This is a genomic window from Mycolicibacterium neoaurum ATCC 25795, from assembly GCF_000691525.1.
In the GTDB taxonomy this organism is placed as follows: domain Bacteria; phylum Actinomycetota; class Actinomycetes; order Mycobacteriales; family Mycobacteriaceae; genus Mycobacterium; species Mycobacterium neoaurum.
The window spans coordinates 193,473-216,088 of record NZ_JMDW01000005.1; the positions used below are offsets into that span (position 1 = coordinate 193,473).

General features: G+C 65.8%; 22 protein-coding genes. 5 read left to right on the forward strand and 17 right to left on the reverse strand.

Going from position 1 to position 22,616, the window contains the following annotated elements:
- Window positions 1-7: 7 nt before the first annotated feature.
- Both IC40_RS0105230 and IC40_RS0105235 read right to left on the reverse strand, forming a co-directional pair.
- Window positions 8-1,975 carry a S9 family peptidase gene (locus tag IC40_RS0105230; RefSeq protein ID WP_030133696.1) on the reverse strand — a complete coding sequence of 656 codons (1,968 nt, stop codon included), beginning with the start codon at window positions 1,973-1,975 and terminating at the stop codon, window positions 8-10.
- Window positions 1,976-1,997: 22 nt separating this feature from the next.
- Window positions 1,998-2,597: a hypothetical protein gene (locus IC40_RS0105235; RefSeq protein WP_030133697.1), complete on the reverse strand. Its 600-nt coding sequence runs from the start codon at window positions 2,595-2,597 to the stop codon at window positions 1,998-2,000.
- 200 nt (window positions 2,598-2,797) lie between these two features.
- On the opposite strand from IC40_RS0105235, the gene IC40_RS0105240 reads away from it, so the two are divergent.
- Both IC40_RS0105240 and IC40_RS0105245 read left to right on the forward strand, forming a co-directional pair.
- On the forward strand, window positions 2,798-4,129 hold the full coding sequence (locus tag IC40_RS0105240) for an ammonium transporter (protein WP_030133698.1): 1,332 nt from the start codon (window positions 2,798-2,800) through the stop codon (window positions 4,127-4,129).
- Window positions 4,130-4,348, forward strand: a complete 219-nt coding sequence (locus IC40_RS0105245; protein ID WP_019513225.1) for a hypothetical protein — start codon at window positions 4,130-4,132, stop codon at window positions 4,346-4,348.
- A 65-nt stretch (window positions 4,349-4,413) separates the two neighbouring features.
- Here the strand turns inward: IC40_RS0105245 and IC40_RS0105250 are convergent, their stop codons facing one another.
- From IC40_RS0105250 to IC40_RS0105260, 3 genes are read right to left on the reverse strand one after another with little or no spacing between them, the layout of a single operon-like run.
- Complete coding sequence (locus IC40_RS0105250) at window positions 4,414-5,391, reverse strand: heme-dependent oxidative N-demethylase family protein (RefSeq protein WP_030133699.1); 978 nt, start codon at window positions 5,389-5,391, stop codon at window positions 4,414-4,416.
- An 8-nt stretch (window positions 5,392-5,399) separates the two neighbouring features.
- Window positions 5,400-6,335: a PDR/VanB family oxidoreductase gene (locus IC40_RS0105255; protein ID WP_030133700.1), complete on the reverse strand. Its 936-nt coding sequence runs from the start codon at window positions 6,333-6,335 to the stop codon at window positions 5,400-5,402.
- Window positions 6,332-6,865 carry a dimethylamine monooxygenase subunit DmmA family protein gene (locus tag IC40_RS0105260; protein ID WP_030133701.1) on the reverse strand — a complete coding sequence of 178 codons (534 nt, stop codon included), beginning with the start codon at window positions 6,863-6,865 and terminating at the stop codon, window positions 6,332-6,334. The genes IC40_RS0105255 and IC40_RS0105260 overlap by 4 nt, the downstream gene beginning before the upstream one ends.
- A 111-nt stretch (window positions 6,866-6,976) precedes the next feature.
- Here IC40_RS0105260 and IC40_RS0105265 point away from each other — a divergent pair, with 111 nt between their 5' ends.
- Window positions 6,977-8,131, forward strand: a complete 1,155-nt coding sequence (locus tag IC40_RS0105265) for an FAD-dependent monooxygenase (protein WP_030133702.1) — start codon at window positions 6,977-6,979, stop codon at window positions 8,129-8,131.
- Between the two features lie 16 nt (window positions 8,132-8,147).
- Here the strand turns inward: IC40_RS0105265 and IC40_RS0105270 are convergent, their stop codons facing one another.
- From IC40_RS0105270 to IC40_RS0105300, 7 genes are all read right to left on the reverse strand, one after another.
- On the reverse strand, window positions 8,148-8,657 hold the full coding sequence (locus tag IC40_RS0105270) for a transglycosylase family protein (RefSeq protein ID WP_030133703.1): 510 nt from the start codon (window positions 8,655-8,657) through the stop codon (window positions 8,148-8,150).
- 212 nt (window positions 8,658-8,869) lie between these two features.
- Window positions 8,870-9,193: a transglycosylase family protein gene (locus IC40_RS0105275; protein WP_030133704.1), complete on the reverse strand. Its 324-nt coding sequence runs from the start codon at window positions 9,191-9,193 to the stop codon at window positions 8,870-8,872.
- Window positions 9,194-10,231: 1,038 nt separating this feature from the next.
- Complete coding sequence (gene mobA, locus IC40_RS0105280; protein ID WP_030133705.1) at window positions 10,232-10,801, reverse strand: molybdenum cofactor guanylyltransferase; 570 nt, start codon at window positions 10,799-10,801, stop codon at window positions 10,232-10,234.
- Window positions 10,802-10,810: 9 nt separating this feature from the next.
- On the reverse strand, window positions 10,811-11,890 hold the full coding sequence (locus IC40_RS0105285) for a 2-oxoacid:ferredoxin oxidoreductase subunit beta (protein ID WP_030133706.1): 1,080 nt from the start codon (window positions 11,888-11,890) through the stop codon (window positions 10,811-10,813).
- Window positions 11,887-13,815, reverse strand: a complete 1,929-nt coding sequence (locus IC40_RS0105290; protein WP_030133707.1) for a 2-oxoacid:acceptor oxidoreductase subunit alpha — start codon at window positions 13,813-13,815, stop codon at window positions 11,887-11,889. The genes IC40_RS0105285 and IC40_RS0105290 overlap by 4 nt, the downstream gene beginning before the upstream one ends.
- A 310-nt stretch (window positions 13,816-14,125) precedes the next feature.
- Window positions 14,126-14,971, reverse strand: coding sequence for a carbohydrate kinase family protein (locus IC40_RS0105295; RefSeq protein ID WP_234411688.1), 846 nt, complete (start codon window positions 14,969-14,971; stop codon window positions 14,126-14,128).
- A 118-nt stretch (window positions 14,972-15,089) separates the two neighbouring features.
- The gene (locus IC40_RS0105300) at window positions 15,090-16,115 is read right to left on the reverse strand and encodes a LacI family DNA-binding transcriptional regulator (protein ID WP_030133709.1); all 1,026 of its coding nucleotides are present in this window, start codon (window positions 16,113-16,115) and stop codon (window positions 15,090-15,092) included.
- A gap of 184 nt (window positions 16,116-16,299) precedes the next feature.
- On the opposite strand from IC40_RS0105300, the gene IC40_RS0105305 reads away from it, so the two are divergent.
- Both IC40_RS0105305 and IC40_RS0105310 read left to right on the forward strand, forming a co-directional pair.
- Entirely contained in the window at window positions 16,300-17,319 is a 1,020-nt protein-coding gene (locus IC40_RS0105305; RefSeq protein ID WP_030133710.1) for a Gfo/Idh/MocA family protein, read from the forward strand.
- Entirely contained in the window at window positions 17,316-18,182 is an 867-nt protein-coding gene (locus tag IC40_RS0105310) for a sugar phosphate isomerase/epimerase family protein (protein ID WP_030133711.1), read from the forward strand. Before IC40_RS0105305 ends, IC40_RS0105310 begins: the two co-directional genes overlap by 4 nt.
- 63 nt (window positions 18,183-18,245) lie before the next feature.
- Here the strand turns inward: IC40_RS0105310 and IC40_RS0105315 are convergent, their stop codons facing one another.
- From IC40_RS0105315 to IC40_RS0105335, 5 genes are all read right to left on the reverse strand, one after another.
- Window positions 18,246-18,719, reverse strand: coding sequence for an SRPBCC family protein (locus IC40_RS0105315; RefSeq protein ID WP_030133712.1), 474 nt, complete (start codon window positions 18,717-18,719; stop codon window positions 18,246-18,248).
- Between the two features lie 62 nt (window positions 18,720-18,781).
- Window positions 18,782-19,597 carry an ATP-binding cassette domain-containing protein gene (locus IC40_RS0105320; RefSeq protein WP_030133713.1) on the reverse strand — a complete coding sequence of 272 codons (816 nt, stop codon included), beginning with the start codon at window positions 19,595-19,597 and terminating at the stop codon, window positions 18,782-18,784.
- 4 nt (window positions 19,598-19,601) lie between these two features.
- On the reverse strand, window positions 19,602-20,660 hold the full coding sequence (locus tag IC40_RS0105325; RefSeq protein WP_030133714.1) for an ABC transporter permease: 1,059 nt from the start codon (window positions 20,658-20,660) through the stop codon (window positions 19,602-19,604).
- A 20-nt stretch (window positions 20,661-20,680) separates the two neighbouring features.
- Complete coding sequence (locus IC40_RS0105330) at window positions 20,681-21,700, reverse strand: substrate-binding domain-containing protein (protein WP_036469404.1); 1,020 nt, start codon at window positions 21,698-21,700, stop codon at window positions 20,681-20,683.
- A gap of 174 nt (window positions 21,701-21,874) precedes the next feature.
- Window positions 21,875-22,612 carry a GntR family transcriptional regulator gene (locus tag IC40_RS0105335; RefSeq protein WP_275543308.1) on the reverse strand — a complete coding sequence of 246 codons (738 nt, stop codon included), beginning with the start codon at window positions 22,610-22,612 and terminating at the stop codon, window positions 21,875-21,877.
- Window positions 22,613-22,616: the final 4 nt, after the last annotated feature.

Here is a 22,616-nt window from a genome sequence, read left to right on the forward strand (position 1 = left end):
CCCGAAGCTACCCGAGGAGTTCGGGCACAAACATGTCCCGCCCGAACAGGTGGTTGCCCAGGAAAGCCGAGACGACCTGATACCAGATCTTCGTGTGCTGCGGCGCTGCGACCCAATGTCCCTCGGACGGGAAGTACAGGAACTGGTGCGGGCTGGTGCCGTCCTCATCGGCAGGCAGCCCGGACCGGCTGAGCAGCTCGTACCACAATCGCAGGCCTTCCCCGATCGGCACGCGGTAATCCTTGTCACCGTGGATGACCAACATCGGGGTGCGGATGTCGCCGACGTGACGGTGCGGCGAATTCTGTTGTGTCATCTGCTCGGTCATTTGCCGTTCCCACCAGTACGCACCATCGGTGGTGGGCCCGAACTGGTCCAGTGCCCACAGGCTGGCGTGGCTGACGATCGCGGTGAACCGGTCGGTGTGCCCGGCGATCCAGTTCGCCATGTACCCACCGAACGAGCCACCCATCGCCGCGGTGCGCTGCCGGTCGATGCGGGCGTGCTCGCACGCGGTATCGGTGGCGGCCATCAGATCGGTGTAGGGCGGCCCACCCCAGGCACCCCAACCGCGTTGGATGAAGTCCTGGCCGTAACCGGTGGACAGCGCCGGGTCCGGAAGGAGTACGGCATACCCCTCCGCCGCCAGGAGCCACGGATTCCAGCGCCAGTGCCAGGTGTTCCAGCTGCCGAGTGGGCCACCGTGCACCCACAGCAGCAGGGGCGCCGGCTCGGTCCCGCCGGGCAGCACCAGCCAGGAGTGCACCGAGGTGCCGTCCGGTGCCTCAGCGGTGAGTTCCTCCACGGTGCCCGGCAGTTTCGGCAGCTCGACGCAGGGCAGGATCGTGATGGTTCCGTCGGGATCGATGCGCACCGGGTGCGGTGGCGCAAGGTAGGAGCTGCGCAGCGCGAAGATCACCCCACCCGGGGCGGTGCACACATCGCTGTAGGCGTAGGCGTCATCGGTCAATCGGGTCACCGTGCAGGTCGCGGGGTCGACGGCGAAGATCGGGTGCCTGCCGTTGTCATCCGCAGTGACGATGAGCCTGGACCCGTCGGCGCTCCATGTCACCGAGGCCGGCCACCGGTCCCATTCGGTCAGCTCCGTCCAAGCCTGGCCGATTTCGCCCCAGCACAACGTGATCCGTGGCGCCCGCTCGGGTGTCGAGGTGGTTTCTCGCAGAAAGGCCACGCGTCGAGCGTCCGGGGCGAGCACCGGTGCGTCGAGGTCCGCGCCGGGGTCGTCGGCGATCACGGTGCGCTGCCGGGTCGCGGTGTCGATGCGCACGATCTGCGAGCGCAGCGCCACCCCTGCGACCGGCTCGTTCCAGCTGCTGACCAGGAAGGTGCCATCGGCACTGACGTCCAGTGCGGTCTCCCGCAGCGCCGCACCGGGCTCGGGCGTGAGATCCCGCTTTCCGTCGGTGTCGAACAGGTGTGGCAGTTCGGGTCCCAGATCGTGATCCCACTGCCGGACCGGATAGCCGCGGTGCAGAATCGCCGAGACCTTGTTGTCCTTGCGCAGCGTCCGCAGCCGCTCGTCCTCGTCGATGCCGGCCGCCGAGCGCAGCAGTGAGGTGGTGACCACCGTTCGCGGCGCGTCGCCGGCGACGTGCACGGCCGACACCCCACCGGGCAGCGACAACTCCTCGACGGCCTCACCGCCCTCCTTGGGCAGTCGCCAGAGCGCGGCCGGCGCCGACTCCTCCCCCGACGTCGTGGGTCGGCTGGCAAGGAACAGCAGGTCCCCGTCGGAAGTGAAGACCGGTGCCGACTCGCCCTTCCCACCCCGGGTGAGCCGGCGCGCGGAGCCGATGCCTGCGGGGTCCAATTCCCATATCGCCGTGCGATATTCGGTACCCTCGGAGCTGAGCTCGCTGACGGTGGTGACGACCCGGTCGCCGGTGGGGCTGACGGCCAGCCCGGCAACCCTTGGCAGGGCGAGATAGCTGTCGAAATCGTCGAACGGTGTCATGGTGCCACCGTAGTGGGCCGGCTCAGACGATGTCGGTGACCGTTCCGGCGAGGTCGGTGCGGACCTGCTTGCTGCTGCGCTCGCCCTGGACGTTGAGCAGGATCTGCAATTGCTCGGTGAAGGGCAGGTTGCGCTTGACGACGACGGACTGCACGGTGCCGTCGACGATTCCGCTGGCGTCGACCGCATTGTCGATCGCGGTGACGATGGCGCCGGTCGGTACCTCGGCGACCGAGAACAGGTTCTGTCGCAACGCTTCGGCGTCATCGCCGTAGTCGACGGGCCGCAGCGGTCCCACCGCGCCTGCGGTGTAGGTCCACTGATTGAGCTCGGTGGGGGCGGCGGGATCGACGGCCTGCACGGTGACCGACAGCTCGGTGAACACCAACTCCACCACCTGCATCGGGTCGGCGCCCACCTTCGCGGAGATGGCCGCCATGGCCTTGTCGATGGACTCGGCCGCCAGCATGTCCTTACCTGCCGCATCGCCGAGGTGTTCGACCGCAGTACTGGCGACGTCGGTGAGTTGTTGTATCTGATCGATTTTCGAGCAACCGCTCAACAACGTGACGGACAGGGCGGCGAGGGCGAGGCCGACGCCGAGGCGCGGGTAGCTGGTCATGACGGTGACTGTGCCGCCGGCTGCCGGCTACCGATCCCAACTTCGACCCCCGATCGGTCTTCACAGGGAATTAACAGCCGATGACAACCGGGACACATTGGCGCGGTTACTTTCATCTCGGTACACCGTCAGTGCCTCCCGGCCACTGCGGATAAACCCCGGTCGCCCCCATCCCCCACACCTGAACGGCGGAGGTTGTTTTGACACCCGAAGTGGAGGACGCCCTCGCGACGATGGCGTCAGTGAACAACGAATTCTTCTACTGGATGTCCATCGCGCTGATGATGCTCATCCATGCCGGCTTCCTGGCCTACGAGGTCGGCGCGTCCCGGTCGAAGAACGTCCTGGCTACGGCAATGAAGAACCTGCTCGCCTTCGCGACCATCGTCGCATCGTTCTACTTCGTCGGCTGGTTCCTCTACAACGCCATGCCGAGTGGCTTCATCGAGTTCAACGACGCGGCCAAGGCCGCCTTGCCATGGGGCGACAACATGGGCCCCAACACCGCAGACTCCGCCAGCGGCATCTTCTGGGGCGCCTTCGCCCTTTTTGCGGCGACCACCGGCTCGATCATGTCCGGCGCTGTGCTCGAACGCATCCGGACCAGTGGCTTCCTCGTGCTGACCGTGTTGGTCGGCTCGGTCACCTGGATCATCGGCGCCGCCTGGGGGTGGCATGGCGCCGGCTGGATGCTCACCAAACTCGGCTTCCACGACGTGGGTGCTGCGGGCTGCGTGCACATGATCGCCGGCTTCGCGACGTTGGGCATCCTGATCAACCTGGGCCCGCGGATCGGACGGTTCGGCCCCGACGGCAAACCCGTCACCATCCGTCCGCACAATCTGCCGCTCACCATGCTCGGCCTGATGCTGATCTTCACCGGCTTCTTCGGCTTCCTGATGGGCTGCGTCATCTACGCCGGTGACGGCTTCGCCACCATCTACGCCAGCCCGACCACACTGAGCGCCTTCGCCTTCAACACTTTGATGGGTCTGGCCGGCGGGATCATCGGCGCCTACCTGACCTCCCGCGGTGAGCCCTTCTGGACCATCTCCGGCGGCCTGTGCGGCGTGATCGGCGTGGCATCGGGCATGGATCTGTACCACCCGGCGCTCGGGTTCGTCATCGCCTTCGGTGCAGGTGCGCTCGCGCCGTTCATCGGAAAGCTGTTGGAACGCTTCAAGATCGATGATGTGGTTGGTGCGGTCTCGGTTCATGGCGGGATCGGGATGTACTCGGTCCTGATGGCCGGCGTGTTCCTGTCCGGATACCCGAACACCGACGGCAACCCGTCGGTATCGCTGTGGGGTCAGATGATCGGCGCGCTGGTGTTCGCCACGCTCGGCTTCGTCCCGACCTATGTCGTATCGCTACTGCTGAAGAAGGTCGGATTGTTGCGCATTCCGGCCGCCGTCGAGGAACAAGGGCTCGATCTCAGTGAGGTTCCCGCGACGCCGTACCCCGAAGGCATTCCGGTCACCACCATGCCGCTCAACGGCGGCAAGGCATTGCTCATCGCGGAGGTGAAGTAGATGTTCAGTCCCATCGAGAACTACGACGAAGCCGGTGTGGTGTTCACCTTCGGCGGATACTCGTTCGGTGTGTGGTTGTTCTTCATCCTCGCCGTGTTGCTGTTCGTCGGATTCTTCGTCCGGATGATCCAGCACGAGAACAAGGCCTACAAGGCGATCATCGAACACACTCCGGTGGAACCCGGACCGGCCGCCGAGGGGGAACCCACGGCGTACTGAGTCGGCCCCACCACAGCAGAGAATGCCCGGATCGCAGAAGCGATTCGGGCATTCTCGTGCGTGCGTCAGCCTGCCGCCTGCAGCCACCGCACGGCGCGGTCGCGGTAGCCGATGATGCCCTTGTAGTCGGCCATGTCATCGGGCAGATCGGCAAGCACCGCAGCGGTGCGTACCCGCCATGGCTCCACCGCGGCGATATCGGCCAGCGGCAGCATGTAGGTGCGGATCAGGAAGCAGATCGCGCCGGACTCCGGTAACCGGATCAGATGCTGGACCTCGACCCGTAGGTGGACGAGCCTGCCGAACTCCTCGTCGCCCACCTGGGTGATCATCACGCGATCCGGCCCCCAGTCGGGGTAACGCTCGGTGGAGACGTCGAGGCGGCGTCCGATGGTCAACGTCCAGTTGGTGCGCCGGTAGGTTTCGCCGGGCTGCAGCCGCATCAGGAACTCCCTTGCCCGAGTGATCACCCCGGTAGCCCGCAACCGCGGGACCGGACCGTGGATCTCCAGGAACGACATCCCGACGTCGAAGCCGAACGACCAGTCGGCAGCGAAGGTCACCACTCCCGCGTCGCCGAACAGATCGCCCTCGCGCTGGTCCAGCAGCACGATGTCCTCCTGGACCTGACCGGCGATATAAGCCAGCGGCTCGACCGGAAGCGAACTGTCATCGCCGATGGCGAAGGTCTGCTCGATACCCAATCGCTGGTTTCGCCAACGCCAACGATCTCCGTCACGGCTCAATGACATGCTGTCGGGATAGGCGGCCGCCAGCTCCCGCATCAGCGTCATCATCACATCCCAGCACGCCGGCCGCATATGCGGCAGCACCGCGTACCTGGACGGGTCGGCCGCGAGAACCGCTGCCCGCTCGGCCAATTCATGTTCGTACTCGCTGTCGATATCGACCACTCGCTCGCCCCAGCGGCCCGCCGGGGTGGTGACCGGCGCGCCCGCCGGTTCCACGTTCGTCGTGTAGCGGTAGCTGTCCGCCGAGAACGGGTAGGGGAAGGTCTCGATCAGGTCGGTCGAGGAGATCATCTCGGTTGTCACAACGCCACCTCCAGTGTTTCACCGTCACCGCGAGACACGCACGCCATCAGCGTGTCGCCCGCTTGCTTGTCTTCGTCGCCGAGAAAGAGGTCACGATGGGTGATCGCGCCGCCGGCCACCGGTATCCGGCATTCACCGCATACGCCCTTGCGGCACAGGTTGGGAACGTCGAATCCACGGCGTTCCAACGCCTCGAGCAGCGACACCCCCGATTCGACGATGAACTGCTCCCCGGTCGAGGTGATCCTCGCGGTGAAGGGTTCGCCGGGGTCCAGTGCGGCGGAACCGAAGTGCTCGAGATGTATCCGGCTGTCCGGCCAGCCGAGTTCGACGGCCGTTGCCGTGACATCGGCGATGAATGCGGTGGGGCCACACACGTAGAGGTGCGCGCCGAACGGCTGGCCGGCAAGGGCGGTGCGCAGTGCCGTGTCGAATCCGGCCCGGCCGGTATGGATCGACACATCGTCGGCGAGCCGGGTGACGGTGTCGACGTGCACCGCACGCCCGGGTCGGTGGACATACAGCAGCTCGGTGTGACGGCCCCATACGCGCGCCGACCGCAGGTGCGACACCATCGGCGTGATGCCGATGCCCGCGGCGACGAGTAGGTGCTTGCGGGCCCGCAGTACCGGCGCGAAGGCACTGCGCGGCAGACTGGCGATCACGGTGTCGCCGAGGGCGACCCGGTCATGTAGCCACAGCGAGCCGCCGGATCCGTTGTCGCACCGGAGCACGGAAATTTCGTAGGAACACGGCACAGTGCCGTCCCCGGTCAGGGAGTAGGCGTTGGCGACCGCGCCACATTCCAGCACGATGTGGCTGCCCGGGGTGAAGGACGGCAGCGGCGCGCCGTCGGGATCGCTCAGCGTCAACGTCCGGACGTCCTCGATGCTGTCATCGATGGCGGTGACGACGAGCTTGAGGGTTCTCATGCTGGCATCTCCTCGGCATCGGCCATGAATCCGAGGTAGTTGCCGCGTCGTCGTGAAACGTGATAGTAGACAGGTAGATTACGGCCACAACCGGCACACGGCGTGACATCCTCCAGGTCCACCACGACGTGGTTGACGGTCGAGCAGTGCACGCACTGCACCGATCGCGCAGCCACCTCGGTGCTGGCGAACGTCATCTCGTCATCGGCGACGCCGAGTGACACCGCCTCGGCCCGCAGTGCCAGGCAGGCGCGTGCGGGACCGGCCACCATCAGCCGCCAGCCAACCGCCGCGTCGGCCAGGTCGGTCCGCAGCGCGGCGACGGCGTCGGCGATATCGGTGGCACGGTACATCCGCACCGCCGATTCCGCTGCCGCCGAGGCGATCTGACGCCGCCACTCGTGAGCCACTGCGATGGCTGCAGAATCGAAGGTGATGAGGGTCCAGGATCGTCCCCCGATATCGGCCGGCGGTGTGGTGGGCGCGATGGCACAGCCGGGCACACTGGTCACGTCCAGTTCGGGTTTCATGAGCCCCTTTCGGTCACCACGAGTTGACTGAGTTGCCTTTGAGGAAACCAGGTGTGCGTTTCGTCGGTGTGACCCGAATGTCTCGGCTTGTTGACACCTACGCTCGGGGCCATGCCACAGCGCTTCCTCGTCGTCGGCGCCGGGATCGCCGGCTTGGCCACCGCCGTCGCGTTGCGCCGGGTCGGTCACGACGTGCGGGTCATCGAGGGACGCGCCGAAAGCGAGGTCGGGACCGGGGCGGGCATCAGCATCTGGCCCAACGCGCTCGCCGCGCTCGATGTCCTCGGATTGGGTGATGAGGTCCGCGCGGCCGGTGGTCGGGTCGGCGCCGGCGCGGTCCGCTGGTGCGACGGCCGGTGGTTGCGGCGTCCGGCCACCGACCGGATGGTGCGAGCACTCGGCGAACCGCTCGTGGTGATCCACCGCCGAGCGCTGACGGACATCCTGGCCGCGGCACTGCCCACAGGCACCGTGACATATGACTGCACGGCGGCACGGTTGCAGCTGACACCGGGGGCCGCCGGGGTCGTGCTGTCCGATGGCGCGGTGCTCGACGCAGACGCGGTCATCGGAGCCGATGGTGTCGATTCGATTGTCGCCCGCCACCTCAACGGGACTCTGGCGAAGCGTTACGCCGGGTACACCGCCTGGCGCGGTATCGCCGAGCACGCGCTGGAACCGGACCTCGCCGGCGAGACGATGGGACCTGGGCTCGAGGTCGGCCACGTTCCGTTGGGCTCTCGCCACACCTATTGGTTCGCCACCCAGCGCGCGCCCAGGGGCGCCTTCGCACCAGACGGCGAGTTGGCTCACCTACAGAGAGTGTTCGGCGGGTGGCCGGAGCCCATTCCCGCGCTGTTGGCCGCGACCGACCCCGCGGCGGTATTGCGCAATGACCTCTACGACCGCGCGCGTGCCCGCCGATGGTCGAGCGGACGGGTGGTCATCATCGGAGATGCCGCCCACCCGATGCGCCCCCACCTGGGACAGGGCGGATGTCAGGGCCTGGAGGATGCGGCCATCCTGGCCGCCATGACCGCCGGGGGCGCCGATCTTCCGGCGGCCTTCGCCAGGTTCGCGGCGTTCCGCGGCCGACGGGTACGCGCACTAGTCGGCGAGGCGCGCACGATCGGGCAGATCGTCAACCTGCGGCCCGCGCTGCTGAGCGCGGCGGCCAGTCGGGCGTCGACGTTGGTGCCGGAGGTCCTGCTGGCCCGGCACCTGGCGAGCATCGCGGGGCGCTGGGCATTCGTCATGCCGGACTAGGTGAACCGACGGGTCGTCAGCGCGGCTGGAACGTGCGTCCCACGTTCTCCAGCGCCATGCACATCTGCCGGAAGTCGAGGATTCCCAGTACAGCCCCGCCGCGGATGGCTTGGCATCCCGTGGCCGTTGCCACCGGCGCGGGATTCTGCGGCAGGGTCGGCGTCCCCCAGACCGCGGGCGTGGCGCCGCGGGAGCCGCACTTGGGCCATGCCTTGAGCCCTTGGGTGCGCAGCACGTTCTCGGCAACCCGGATCTGCTCGGCACGTGAGGCACCGGCCGGCGAGCCGACGCCGCCGTTGGCGTTCCAGGTGGCCTGTTTGAACTGCAGGCCGCCGTAGTGACCGTTGCCGGAGTTGACCGTCCAATTACCGCCCGACTCGCACTCGGCGATGGCATCCCAGTTGACGGTGTCGGCGCTCGCGGTGGCGGTGAGGACCATCGGCGCCAGCGACAGGCCCATGGCTGCGGCGAACACCCACAGTGCCTTGGTGACGATGTTCTTGACGGTGCTGCTGTAGCTGATCATTCTGCGGTCCTTCCCCGACCGGTGACACGGACCGCGATTCGCGCGGAGAGCATGTGTGCGACGCGGTTGTCCCGTTTGTCGAGTGACCGATATCACCCGTTACGCAGGGGGCGGAAGTTTTAGCAGTTCCTTATGTGACGACAGGTATTTGTGAGAAAACAATGGCGCCGGGCGTAAAGCCCAGCGCCATTGTCGAAAATCGGTTATGTAATTCAGCCCCGGCGACCGCAGGACGGCCACGCGCCGATGCCCTGGCTGCGCAGGACATTCTCCGCGACGCGGATCTGCTCTTCGCGACTTGCGGCGTGCGGCGCACCCGATCCGCCGTTGGACTGCCACGTGCTCATGGTGAACTGCAGGCCACCGTAGTAGCCGTTACCCGTGTTGATCGCCCAGTTGCCGCCCGACTCGCAGGCCGCGACGGCATCCCAGTTCACGGAGTCCGCATGTGCGGTTCCGGTCGCCAACATCAGAGGGGCTGCGCTGAGCGCCCCGGCAATGGCGGCCATCCCGAACGTCTTGCGGATATTCTTCAACGTCGATCCTCTCGCGAAGCGCGCGCCAAAGAACACGTCCGCAACGAATGCGGACGCGGCATGCCTGAGTGTCAGGCGGCAAATTTGGGGCGTGCCGTCTCGGTCGGGCACGACAGTGGGAGACAAATCGGTGTCTTGCCGGATGACTCATCCGACGACCAGCGAGCGCTCAGCGCCTCGCATCGGCCCACTCACACGCAGATGCTTGGATATGAAATTGTTTGCTCCAGCGGAGTTGAAAATGAACGTACAAAAGTCCGAAGACGAAGTCACTTCGGTGTCGAACGTGTCGCGTTCAGATCACAGGATGATCACGGCGGCTCGAAATCCGTAACTGCGCAGGTCAGCCTGGAAATCGCAGCGGCAGGCTAAACCGCAGGTCGAGACACCATTGGTGGGGCAGATCACATGCTTTTTGTGGCCCCGACCACATATTTGTGGGCCCCATGCGCTCGTTTTCGACCCGCGTGCGGTTTGTGTACCCGATATCACCGTTCCCGACACCCGCCCCACAGGTCGGTTCACGGGCTGTTCGCTACACATCACCCTATCTCCGGACACCGAGGACGGCCTATAAACCGTTGTCCTACAATGGTTTACGTATATCCTGCCACAGGAGCCAACCACCGCTAGGCACAGCATGATTGGCACGTCACGGATCGAAAATTTCGTTGCCGCAATGTGTTTCACTGAATGTCGATCAGACTTCGAAGTGGCCAGCTCCACGCGGCGGCGCGAGGAGGACACTCGGCCACATTCGGCGCGCACAGGCAGCCGGGTCGATTTCGAGCAACCGCGAAATCCGGCCTGCCGAAAGCCAGTTCACACACCCACCTTTATCGATGGAAGCGCCTGCGCTACAGCAGATCTCACGCCCTCAAGGCTGCGATACGCAAGCATGCGAGTAAAAGCCGCACTGGAATTATCACACTTTCGGTTGCATGACATTGGCGCTGATGACGCCCGCAATGAGTCTTGTAATCGAATTCGGCCGCAAAGCCGCTTTAATTGCGAATTTGCTGGGTCCGGTGATACAGCTCAGACTTGCAGGTCATCCGGAGAGTTGACATTGGTGAGCGCGCGCTGGGGCTCGGTGACGATGCGCTGGGTGTCGACGGCATCGACAAGGGCCCGCATGCTGCGCTCTCCCCCGGCCACCAGATCATCGGCGACGCCTGCCAACGAGGTGCGATAGAGCCCGGCGAGATAGTGGTCACGGCCATCCCAGACCAGCACCACGGCGGCCTGGGTCGTCGCCGCGGGCTCCAACAGCTCGTCGATGAATGCCGCTGTCAAGTGAGGCATGTCCACCGCACACACGAAGGCCCACTCGGCGCCGGCGGCGGCAGCAGCGCGCAGACCCCTGGCGGTCGCGAGCAACGGGCCAAGGCCGCGCACTTCGTCGCGCAGGACCTGGGCGGGCACAGTCGGCAACGCCTGACCGGGCGCCGCCACGACAAAAACCGGATCACAGCGGGCCGCCACGGTGTCGACGACGCGCTCGACCAGCGTGCGTCCCTCGAACACCAGGGTCGCCTTGTCGCGGCCCATCCGCCGCGACGCACCACCGGCCAGGACGACGGCGGCCGGTGCTGTGCGCGTGGTCACACCAGCAGGTTAGTCCACCGACCAGGTGTCTTTACCGCGAAGCAGCGATTGCAGCGCGGCCGTGTCGTGCACCTTGGCTTCCCGTGCGGCGGCAACCTGCTGACGGGCAGCATCGTCGTAGGTGGGCTTGTTCACCTGCCGGAAAATGCCCATGACCATGTGATCCAGGTTCTGCTCGCTCAGGCGCGACAGCGCAAAGGCGTAGGCCGGATCGTCGATGGTCGCGTCGTGCACCACGATCTGATCGGCAGGCACATCGGCGGTTTTGGCGATCTCCAGCCCGAAACCGGACTTCACCACGGCGTATTCACCGTCGGCACCGAACGTGATCGGCTCACCGTGGGTGATGTTGATCAGCCGGTCCTCGGCACCCTCCTTGCGCAGGGCGTCGAACGAGCCATCGTTGAAGATCGGGCAGTCCTGCATGATCTCGACCAGGGCGGCGCCCCGGTGCTGCGCGGCACCGCGCAACACCTCGGTCAGACCCTTGCGATCGGAGTCCAGCGCACGGCCGACGAAGGTGGCCTCGGCGCCCAGCGCCAGCGACACCGGGTTGAACGGATAGTCCAGCGAGCCCATCGGGGTCGACTTGGTGACCTTGCCGACCTCGGAGGTCGGCGAGTACTGGCCCTTGGTCAGACCGTAGATCCGGTTGTTGAACAACAGGATGGTGATGTTGATGTTGCGGCGCAGCGCATGGATCAGGTGGTTGCCGCCGATGGACAGCGAGTCGCCGTCACCGGTGACGACCCACACCGAGAGGTCCTCGCGGGCGAGCGCCAGGCCGGTGGCGATGGTCGGCGCGCGGCCGTGGATCGAGTGGAACCCGTAGGTCTCCAGGTAGTACGGGAACCGGCTGGAGCAGCCGATACCGCTGACGAACGCGATGTTCTCGCGCCGCAGGCCCAACTCGGGCAGGAAGTTACGGATGGTGTTGAGGATGACGTAGTCACCGCAGCCGGGGCACCAGCGGACCTCCTGGTCACTGGTGAAGTCCTTGCCCTTCTGCGGCTGGTCCGTGGTCGGCACCAGCGCCGTCTTGCTGAGGGCTTCGGTCAGGCCCAGATCAGAGCCAACTAGGTCGGTCATGCTCCTGCTCCCACAGATTCCACGGTGGCCGCGGCCAACCGTGCGAATTTCGCCTTGTCAGTTTCCTTCTCGCGCAATGTGCCATCCAGCGCCGAATCGATGATGCCCTCGACCTCGTCGGCCAGGAAGGCCATGCCCTCGACCTTCGTCACCGACTGGATATCGACCAGGAACTTGCCGCGCAGCAGCAGGGCGAGCTGGCCGAGGTTCATCTCTGGCACGACCACCTTGGGGTACTTGCGCAGTACCTCTTCGAGGTTGGCCGGGAACGGGTTGAGGTGACGCAACTGGGCATGCGCGACCTTGATGCCCTTACGACGTGCCCGCCGGCACGCCTCGCCGATGGGACCGTACGAGCTGCCCCATCCGAGCATCAGCAGCTCGGTATCGTCGGTCGGATCGTCGACCACCAGATCGGGCACGGTGATGCCGTCGATCTTGAGCTGGCGCAACCGCACCATCAGATCGTGGTTCTTGGGCTCATAGGAGATGTTGCCCGAACCGTTGGCCGCCTCGAGACCTCCGATGCGGTGCTCCAGGCCCGGGGTGCCCGGCACGGCGAACTGGCGGGCCAGCGTCTCGGGATCGCGGGCGTAGGGCTCGAACGGTTCGCCGGACTTGGCGAACTTGTGCTCGATCGCCGGGTAGGTGCTGATGTCCGGGATGCGCCACGGTTCGGACCCGTTGGCGATCGCGCCATCGGACAGGATGATCACCGGGGTGTGATAGCCGATCGCGATCCGCACCGCTTCGACCGCGATATCGAAGCAATCCGACGGCGAGCACGGCGCCAGCACCGCGACCGGCGATTCACCGTTGCGCCCGTAGAGGGCCTGCAGCAGGTCGGCCTGCTCGGTCTTGGTGGGCAGACCGGTGGACGGACCACCGCGCTGGACATCGATGACGAGCAACGGCAATTCGGTCATCACGGCCAGGCCGATGGCCTCGGACTTCAGCGATACACCCGGACCCGAGGTGCTGGTGACGCCGAGCGCGCCGCCATAGGAGGCGCCGATGGCGGCACCGATACCGGCGATCTCATCCTCGGCCTGGAAGGTCAGCACGTTGAAGTGCTTGTACTTCGACAGCTCGTGCAGGATGTCGCTGGCCGGGGTGATCGGGTAGGTGCCGAGCACGACCTGGATTCCGGACAGGTGCCCCGCGGCGACCACACCGTAGGCCAGGGCAGTGTTACCCGAGATCTGGCGGTACTCGCCGGACTTCAGCTTGGCCGGAGCGACCTCGTAGGTGGTGGCGAACGCCTCGGTGGTCTCGCCGTAGTTCCAACCCGCCTTGAGCGCCAGCACGTTGGCCTCGGCGATCTCGGGCTTACGGGCGAACTTCTCCCGGATGAACGCCTCACTGGCCTCCAACTCGCGGCCGTACATCCAGGACAGCAGCCCGAGGGCGAACATGTTCTTGGCGCGCTGGCCGTCCTTCTTGGTGGCGCCGATCGCCTCGACGGCACCGAGGGTCAGGGTGGTCATGGCCACCGACTGCACGACGTAGTCGGACAGTTCCTCGTTCTCCAAGGGATTGGCGTCATAGCCGACCTTGGCCAGGTTGCGCTTGGTGAACTCGTCGGAGTTGGCGATGATCAGGCCGCCGCGCGGGAGGTCACCCACGTTGGCCTTCAGCGCGGCCGGGTTCATCGCGACGAGGACGTCGGGACGGTCACCGGCGGTCAGGATGTCGTAGTCGGCGATCTGAATCTGGAACGACGACACACCCGGCAGGGTGCCCTGTGGTGCCCGGATCTCGGCGGGGTAGTTCGGCTGGGTCGCAAGGTCGTTGCCGAAAAGGGCGGCCTCCGAAGTGAAGCGATCGCCGGTAAGCTGCATCCCGTCACCGGAGTCGCCGGCGAAGCGGATGACCACTTTTTCCAGCTTCTGCCGCGGAGCGCCGGTGCTGCCGTTCTGACCCACGACTTCCTGCCTTTCACACCCCGGCCGGTGGCGCGTGGCCAGGCGGGCGTTACGTCAAAAACTTTTGGTGTCACTGCGAGTAACCAGTATGGCACTTCTCTTAGGGTGTCCATTGCCACGCCAGTCGGCGACACGCAGGTGACACCGAGAAAAAGCTACTGGTCAGCGCTGTGTAGCGTGTGGCGGGCCACACATCCTGTGGTTTTCGTCACTTTCCGAGAATGTCGTTCTCTAAGGATCTGGTTACCGATCAGTAGCTCGTGGCGACCGTGGGGCCCGTCCGAGTTGACACCTGTCAAGTCTGTGCAGGTCAAGCCTTGGTAGACGGCATCTGCACACGCTTCTGCAGTTCCCGCGCGACCAACTCGCTGGCGATCTCGACCGCCCTGACCGGCTCGGCGCCCGCCGCGCGATGCGCCACGTAGCTCGCCGTGAACATATCGCCCGCACCGGTGGTCTGCACGTCCATCACGCGCCATGCGGCAGGCACCCGAACCACCGAGCCGTCGCGGTAGATATCGCAGCCCTCGGACCCATAGGTGACCAGGATCTCCGGTACCCCCAGGCGTGCCGCGGCGGCCAGGTCGAACGCACCGTCGGCGACGATCACGGCCTCATCTTCGGCCAATTTGAGAACGCTGAGGTGCCGCAACAACTCCGGAGAGAAGTCTCGATCCAGCACCAGCGGCCCGACCCGGTCGGCGCGCACCAAGCCTTGACCGTCATAGGCGATGCGGTGACCGCGCGCCGCCAGATGGGCCAGGGTGTCGGCCGGGAAATCGGTCCGCAGCAGCGGCGCCAGGTGGATCCAGGTGGTGCGCGGATCATCGGCATCGATATCACCGGGCCGCCACACCGGCCCGATCGCCGAGACGCCCATGTGCCGGTGGTCGGTGTCGTCGTAGTCGAGGCTGAACGCGCTGGTGCGATCGGCGGGAAGGAGCCGCACCAGCTCACCGAACCGGTCGAGCACCGGTCCGAAGAGTTCGTGATGTCGTTGTTCGCCCATGGCCGCGATATGCGTGCTGCCCGGCGCCGATTGCAGTGCCACCCCGGCAAATGATGCGCAGCCACCCGGACTCGGGGCCGCACCGTTGATGACGTCGATGGCGAGGTTGCCCAGCACCGTCACGCCCGGGACCAGTTGTGGCGCCATCAATCCGAATCCCCCGCCTGCGGTATGTCGTGTGGTCGACACACGGGTGACGTGGCCGAGCGGTGAAATGGTAGTCCGCATCGGGCGCTTTCAGCGATTCCGCAGCGCAGCCCCGTTCTCACCGATCCCGTCCCAGACCTTCCCAGCCGGGCACGTTGTAGGGCGTGATGACCTGGATCGGCGCGGGGCGCACGGACTCCTCGGGCAGCGCGCGGTGTCGGGCCAGGATCACCCGCATGGCAAGGCGGGCGTCGGCGCGCAGATCGTTGTGCAGCACCACCGACAACTTGCCCTGCCGCAGCAATGTGCGGTTGTCGGCGTCGAGATCGTGCGCGACGAAAACACGGCACGCGCGCCCGAGCTTCTCGAACGCGGCGACCGTCGCGGCGTTACCGCCGCCTGGCGAGTAGACGGCCTCGATACCGGGGTGGCGACGCAGCGCGTCCAGCACCAGCGCCTCGGTGCTGGCGTCGATGCCATCTCCCTCGCTGATCTCGACGATCTCGCGACGGGATCCCCGCAAGCCGGCCCGAAACCCCACCTCCCGTTCGCCTTCACCACGAAACACCGTGCGGCTCAGTGTGATCAGCACATCGGCCGGTCGCTCACCCAGCCACTGGTCGACGAGGTAGGCGGCCGTCAGCCCGGCCCCGTGGTTGTCGATGCCGACGTAGGCGCTGCGGTCACTGTTGGCCACATCGGAGGTGTAGGTGACCACCGGCACCCCGGCGGCCACCAGCCGGTCGACCTGTTCGGCTACCTCGGGCTCGTCCTGCGCCTTGAGGATGACACCGTGGCTTCCCTTGATCCGGCCCAGCGCCTCGACCGTATCTGCCGCCGAACCGGATTCCCACAGGTGGAAACGGGCCCGCACCGCCGCGGGCGCGAATGCAGGGAGCTCGGCCTCCACGGCGGCCCGGAACGCGTCGGAGAACCGCTGCGGTGTCTGCATCACGATGTCGATCAGGTAGCGACGGCCGTTGAGTCGTAACTGCGCGCGCTGTTTGTCCAGGTCGGCGATTGCCTGCAGCACCTCGGCTCGGGTGTTCTCCCGGACCCCGGGGCGGTCGTTGAGGACGCGGTCGACCGTCGCCTCACTCAGACCGCACTGCTGGGCGATCTCACGAACCTTGTATCGGTGCATCCCCTACCTCTTCCGCGAGCAGACGTAGACCTGCGCTTTCTGCGCTGATTCCGGCAGTTTTGCGTCTGCTCGCCGAAACACGTGATGGTTTTTTGATGGCTTTCTGCTGTTGATTGCGGTCGGTGTCACAGCAAGACTAACCGTGGTGTGCGCCCTGGACGCACCCGGACGAACGGAGAACCCCATGACCACGATCGGTGTGATCGGACTGGGCCGCATCGGCGCATTCCACACCGAAACCCTTGCCGGACTCGACGGGATCGACGGGCTGGTGATCACCGACGAACGCGCCGACGTGACCGCGGCGGTGGCCGCCAAGCACGGCGCCACGGCGGTCGGATCCGTCGAGGAACTGCTGGCGTCCGGTATCGACGGCGTCGTGGTCGCCGCCGCCACCCCGGCGCACGCGGAGCTCACCCTCGCCGCGGTCGAACGCGGGATCCCGACGTTCTGCGAGAAGCCGATCGCCTCGACCGCCGCCGAGAGCGCGCGGGTCGCCGAGACCATCACGCGCACCGGGATACCGGTGCAGGTGGGCTATCAGCGCCGCTTCGACGCCGCGTTCGCCGCGGCCAAGGCTGCTGTCGACAACGGCAGCCTCGGCATCGTGCACACGGTGCGCAGCACCACCATGGACCCCACTCCCCCGCCGCTGGACTACATCAAGGGCTCGGGTGGCATCTTCCGGGACTGCGCCGTCCACGATTTCGACGTCGTCCGGTGGATCACCGGCCAGCAGGCGATCGAGGTCTACGCCACCGGGTCGGTACAGGGCGACCCGCTGTTCGCCGAGTACGGCGATGTCGACACCGCGGCGGTGGTGGTGCGATTCGACGGTGGCGCACTGGGTGTCATCTCCAACGCCAGGTACAACGCGCGCGGTTACGACTGCCGCCTCGAGATCCACGGCTTCGACGATTCGGTGGCTGCCGGCTGGGACCAGGGGGCGCCATTGCGCAATGTCGATCCCGCCAACGAGTTCCCCACTGGACCGGCTCACAACTTCTTCATGGATCGCTTCACCGAGGCGTTCCGCACCGAGCTGGCCGGTTTCGTCGACGTCGCCAACGGCGGCCCGGTCCGCGGAGCGACCGTCGCCGACGCCGTCGAGGTGGCCTGGCTGGCCGAGGCCGCCACCGAGTCCCTGCGCCGTGGTACGCCGGTGCGCATCGATGAGGTCAAAGGAAAGGTGACCAACGCATGAGCATCAAACTTGCCGGAGCACCCATTTCCTGGGGTGTCTGCGAGGTTCCGGGCTGGGGTCACCAGTTGGCCCCAGCACAGGTCCTCGCCGAGATGCGTGGAGTCGGGCTGACAGCAACCGAACTGGGCCCGGAGGGTTTCCTGCCCGCCGACGCCGAAGAACTGAAGTCCGTGCTCGCCGAGCACCAGCTCAGCTGCGTCGGCGGCTTCGTCCCGGTGATCCTGCACCGCGCCGACCATGATCCGGCCGAAGACCTTGCCGGACCGCTGGATTCGCTGATCGCCGCCGACGCCGGCGTGGTGGTGCTGGCCGCCGCCACCGGTGCCGATGGCTACGACTCACGACCCGTGCTCGACGAGACACAATGGAACACGTTGCTGGCCAACCTGGATCGGTTGGCAGGCATCGTCGCCGACCGCGGCCTGTTGGCGGTGCTGCACCCACATGTCGGCACCATCGTGGAGACCCGCGCCGAGGTCGACCGGGTGCTGGCCGGTTCGTCCATCCCGCTGTGCCTGGATACCGGTCACCTGCTCATCGGTGGCACCGACCCCCTGGAGCTGGCCAAGGCCGTCCCGCAGCGCATCGCGCACACCCATCTCAAGGACGTCGACGCGGCGTTGGCCGCCAGGGTGCAGTCCGGTGAGCTCAGCTACACCGCGGCCGTCAAGGCCGGCATGTACACCCCGCTGGGCACCGGCGATGTGGATATCGAAGCCATCGTCGCTGTGTTGCGCGACAACGGGTTCGACGGTTGGTTCGTGATGGAGCAGGACACCATTCTCGACGGCGTGCCTGTCGATGACGGTCCGGTGGCCGATGTGCGGGCCAGTGTCGCTTATCTGAACGGCATCATCGCCTGACACCGAACACCGCAGACGACATCGCGACCCGACCAGTGTCGGGTCGCGATGTCGTTCTCGGGGTCAGTGCGTCAGATACCTGTCGGCGAGCCCGGTCAACGTCTTCTCGATGCCTTTCGCATTCTGCTTCTGCATACCCAGCAGCTCGATGACGAAGGGCACCTTGGCCGAGGAATAGTCGAAGGTCTCGGTGACCTTGGTGATGCCGGGACTCACCTCGGCGAACTCCCAACGCCACTTGTGACCGAGCGGGTGCTGCCACTCGACGATCTCGTTCTCCCTGACCGCCGTCACCTTGGACGTGATCTTGTAGGGCAGCCCGTACTGGGTCATGCCGACCGTGAACTTGTCGCCCTCGGACAACCGGTGCGGACCCTTGACCTCGACATCGCGTACGGTCCCCGATCCGTCGATCTCGTGATGGCGGTGCGGGTCGGCGATCTGCTCGAAAAGCGTGGCCACCGGAGCGGTGACCTGCACGCTGCGGCTGACGGCCTGCTTGCCGGCGTCTTCTGTCTTCAGTGTCGTCGTGGTCATGGCCGTCGTTATACCCCCGCACCCGGTGGCCTACACGAGACGGCCGACCGGCGCGGGGTGACTCAGCGGCCGAGCTCGTGGCTGAGCGCCTCCAGCTCGTCACCACCGGCCATCTGCTGGGTCAGATGCTCCAGCGTGATGTCGTCATAGGTGCAGTCCAGCTTCTGCCGCCCGCGGTTGAGCAGCACGAAGTGGTCGCCGACCATATGGGCATGGTGCGGGTTGTGGGTGATGAAGACGACACCGAACCCGGCCTCCTTGGCCGCGGTGATGTATTTCAGCACCACACCGGACTGTTTCACACCCAGCGCCGCGGTCGGTTCGTCCAGGATCAGCACCCGCGCACCGAAGAAGACCGCCCGCGCGATGGCGACGCACTGGCGCTGGCCACCGGACAATGAGCCGATCGGGGCGTCGACATCAGGCAGCTCGATGCCCATCTTCGACAGCTCGGCCAGCGTGGTGGCGCGCATGGCGTTGGCGTCCAGCGACCACGGGAAAGACTTCTTGCGAACCTCCTGGCCGAGGAAGAAGTTGCGCCACACCGGCATCAGCGGGACGACGGCCAGGTTCTGGTAGACGGTCGCGATGCCCTTGTCCAGCGCATCGGCCGGTGAGGAGAACGTGGTGACCTCCCCGTCGACGAGCAGTTCACCCTCGGTCTGCTGATGCAGGCCGGCGATGATCTTGATCAGCGTGGACTTGCCTGCGCCGTTGTCGCCGAGGATGCCGGTGACCTCACCGGCGTGCACCCGCAGGCTGATGTCCTTGAGCGCGGTGATGTTGCCATAGGACTTGCCGACATTGCGCAGCTCGACCAGCGGCACCTTTTTGCCGCCGGAGGCCGCATTGCTGGGGGTTTCGACTGTTGCGGTCATCAGATCACTTCTTCGCTGCGTAGTTACGGAAGGCATTGTTGGCGATCACCGCGAACAGCAGCATGCCGCCGAGGAAGAACTTGAACCAGTCCGGATCCCAGCCCGCATAGACGATGCCCTGATTGGTCATGCCGAAGATGAACGCACCGATGGCGGCGCCGATCGCGGTGCCGTAGCCACCGGTGAGCAGGCAGCCACCGATGACTGCGGCGATGATGTAGAAGAACTCGTTGCCGATGCCCTGACCGGACTGCACGGTGTTGAACGCGAACAGCAGGTGCATGCCGACGAACCAGGCGCAGAACCCGACGAACATGAACAGGCCGATCTTGACCTTGGTCACCGGAATGCCGATGGCACGGGCACTTTCGGCATCGCCGCCGACGGCGAAGATCCAGTTGCCGATCTTGGTCTTGAACAGCACCCAGGTGGCGACCAAGGTGAAGACCAGCCACCACAGCACGGTGACCCGGATGCCGACACCGAACACGGTGAAGCTGGAGGAGAACACCTTCTGTGCAGAGTCCCAGCCGGCCATATCGCTGACACTCTGGGTGGCCACCTGTCCGGCAACCAGTTTGGTGACGGCCAGGTTGATACCGGCCAGCATGAAGAACGTGCTCAGCGTGATCAGGAAGCTGGGGATCTTGGTCTTCATCACCAGGAAGCCGTTGAAGAAGCCCACCACCAAAGACAGCACCAAGGCCAGCGCGGCCCCGACCCAGAGGTTGAGGTGCAGGTTGTAGGCGAGCATCGACGCCGCCAGCGAACTGAACGTCACCGCGACGCCGGCCGAGAGGTCGAACTCGCCACCGATCATCAGCAGCGCGACACCGCAGGCCATGATGCCGATGGTGCTGCTGGCGTAGAGCACGGTGGCCAGCGACGAGGCCTCGCGGAACGGAGCCGCCACCACGAGGAAGGCGATGAAGATGCCGATCGCGCCGATGCCGGCACCCATCTCCGGACGGATCAGTATGCGTTGTAGCCGGTTTCGTTCCTTGACGCGTTCGTCGCGGACAACCTTGTGGTTCTCGAGGGTCACCTCGGTCTGGGTGGACATCTCTGCTCTTTCCGACACTGCTAGCGAGTTCCGCCCTTGGCCAATTCGGCCACGGCGTCGATGTTCGTGTTGTCGATGAAGGCGGGGCCGGTCAACGTCGGCTTGCCGCCACCGATGACGTTCTTGTTGTTCAGGTAGAGCCAGAGCGAATCGACGGCGAGATAACCCTGTAGGTAGGGCTGCTGGTCGACCGCCCACTGGATATCGCCGCCCTTGATGGCGTCCACCAGCGCCGCATTGGTGTCGAACGTTCCGATCTTTGCCGAGCTGTTGGCGTTCTTGGCCGAGGTGACCGCTGTCAGCGCGAACGGCGCGCCAAGGGCGACGACCATGTCGATGGCGGGATCCTGCTGGAGCTTGGCGGTGATGGTCGATTCCACCGAGGGCATGTCCTTGCCGTTGACGTTGAGGATCTCGGTGGCCCCGAAGGTGTTCTTCATACCCGCACAGCGGGCCTCAAGGTCGACGTTGCCCTGCTCGTGGATGATGCAGATGGCTTTCTTCGCACCATCTTTGGCGACACGCTCGCCCGCCCCCTGGCCGGCGATATAACCGTCCTGACCGAAGAACTCCTGCACACCCATGTCCTGCCAGGTGTCCATGCCGGCGTTGAAGGCCACGACGGGGATTCCCTTGGCCGCGGCGGCCTGGACCGCGGCGCGCATGGCGTCGGGTTTGGCCAGCGTGACCGCGATACCGTCGACATTGGCGTCGACGGCGCTCTGGACCAGGTTGGCCTGGTTGGGCGCCTCCGGATCGCTGGAGTAGCGAAGCTCGACGTTGTCCTTCTTCGCCGCCGTCTCGGCGCCCTTGCGGATGAGATCCCAGAAGGAGTCCCCGGGCGCCTCGTGGGTGATCATCGCGATCGTCACGCGTGGGGTGTCAACCGTTCCGCCGCCAGAACCGTTCCCACCCGCGGTGTCCGGGTTTCCGCCGGTCGACGAACAGGCTGCCATTCCCAGCGCCAGCACACCCGCCCCGGTCAGTGCTGCCCATCGGCGCAACGACCGGATTCCTCGACTGTTCGCGCGAGCGGTCATCCCTGGCTTCTCCTTCGTCCCGCATCCGGGCTCGTGAACTTCAGCGTCCCGGCGGTCGCGGCATCCCGGCGACGCGCCAACATTGATGTAATACGGCTCACACCGGAAAGTCAACACTTTGTCCTGACATTAGGACTGCATGTCATATGCGAGCGGCGACTCCGGGCGTTCAGCTCACCGGTCGACGAGGGTTGTCTCGAAGTAGTACCGCGACGCCCGGTAGCTGTGACTTCCGAATTCGACCGCGCGCCCCGAATCGTCGAAGGCCGTCCGGCTCATGGTCAGCAGCGGGGCCCCGACCTTCTCTTCGAGCAACCGAGCCTCGGTGCGCTGGGCCGGCTTCGCACCGATCCGCTGGCGTGCCAGCCGGATGTGCACACCCCTACCACGCAGCGCCTGATACAACCCGCTTGCCTCGAGTTCCCCGGCGTCCGGGGCGATCTCGGCGGGCAGGTGGTTGGTCATGATGGCCAGCGGCTCCCCGTTGGCGTAGCGCAAGCGCTGCACGGTGACGATCTCGTGATCGGTGGCCAAGTTGAGCTCGGCGGCGATCTCGGCATCGGCGACGCCGCGGCGGTACTCCAACAGCTGCGTTGTCGGATCCTGTCCGGACTTCGCGAGATCGTCGAAGAGGCTGGTCAATTCGACGCGTCGGTGCACTGGGTTCTGCACCACCTGCGTACCGACGCCGCGCTTACGAACCAGCAGCCCCTTGTCCACGAGCTCCTGGATGGCGCGACGCGTCGTCGGTCGCGACAGCGCCAATCGGCCGGCCAGGGACAGCTCGTTCTCGAATCTGTCACCCGGGGCGAGTTCTCCGCTGCGAATCGCCGCCTCGATCGCCTGCGCGAGCTGGTAGTAGAGGGGCACAGGGCTGGACCTGTCGAGTTCGACCGCTAGGGGCACGTCCACTCCG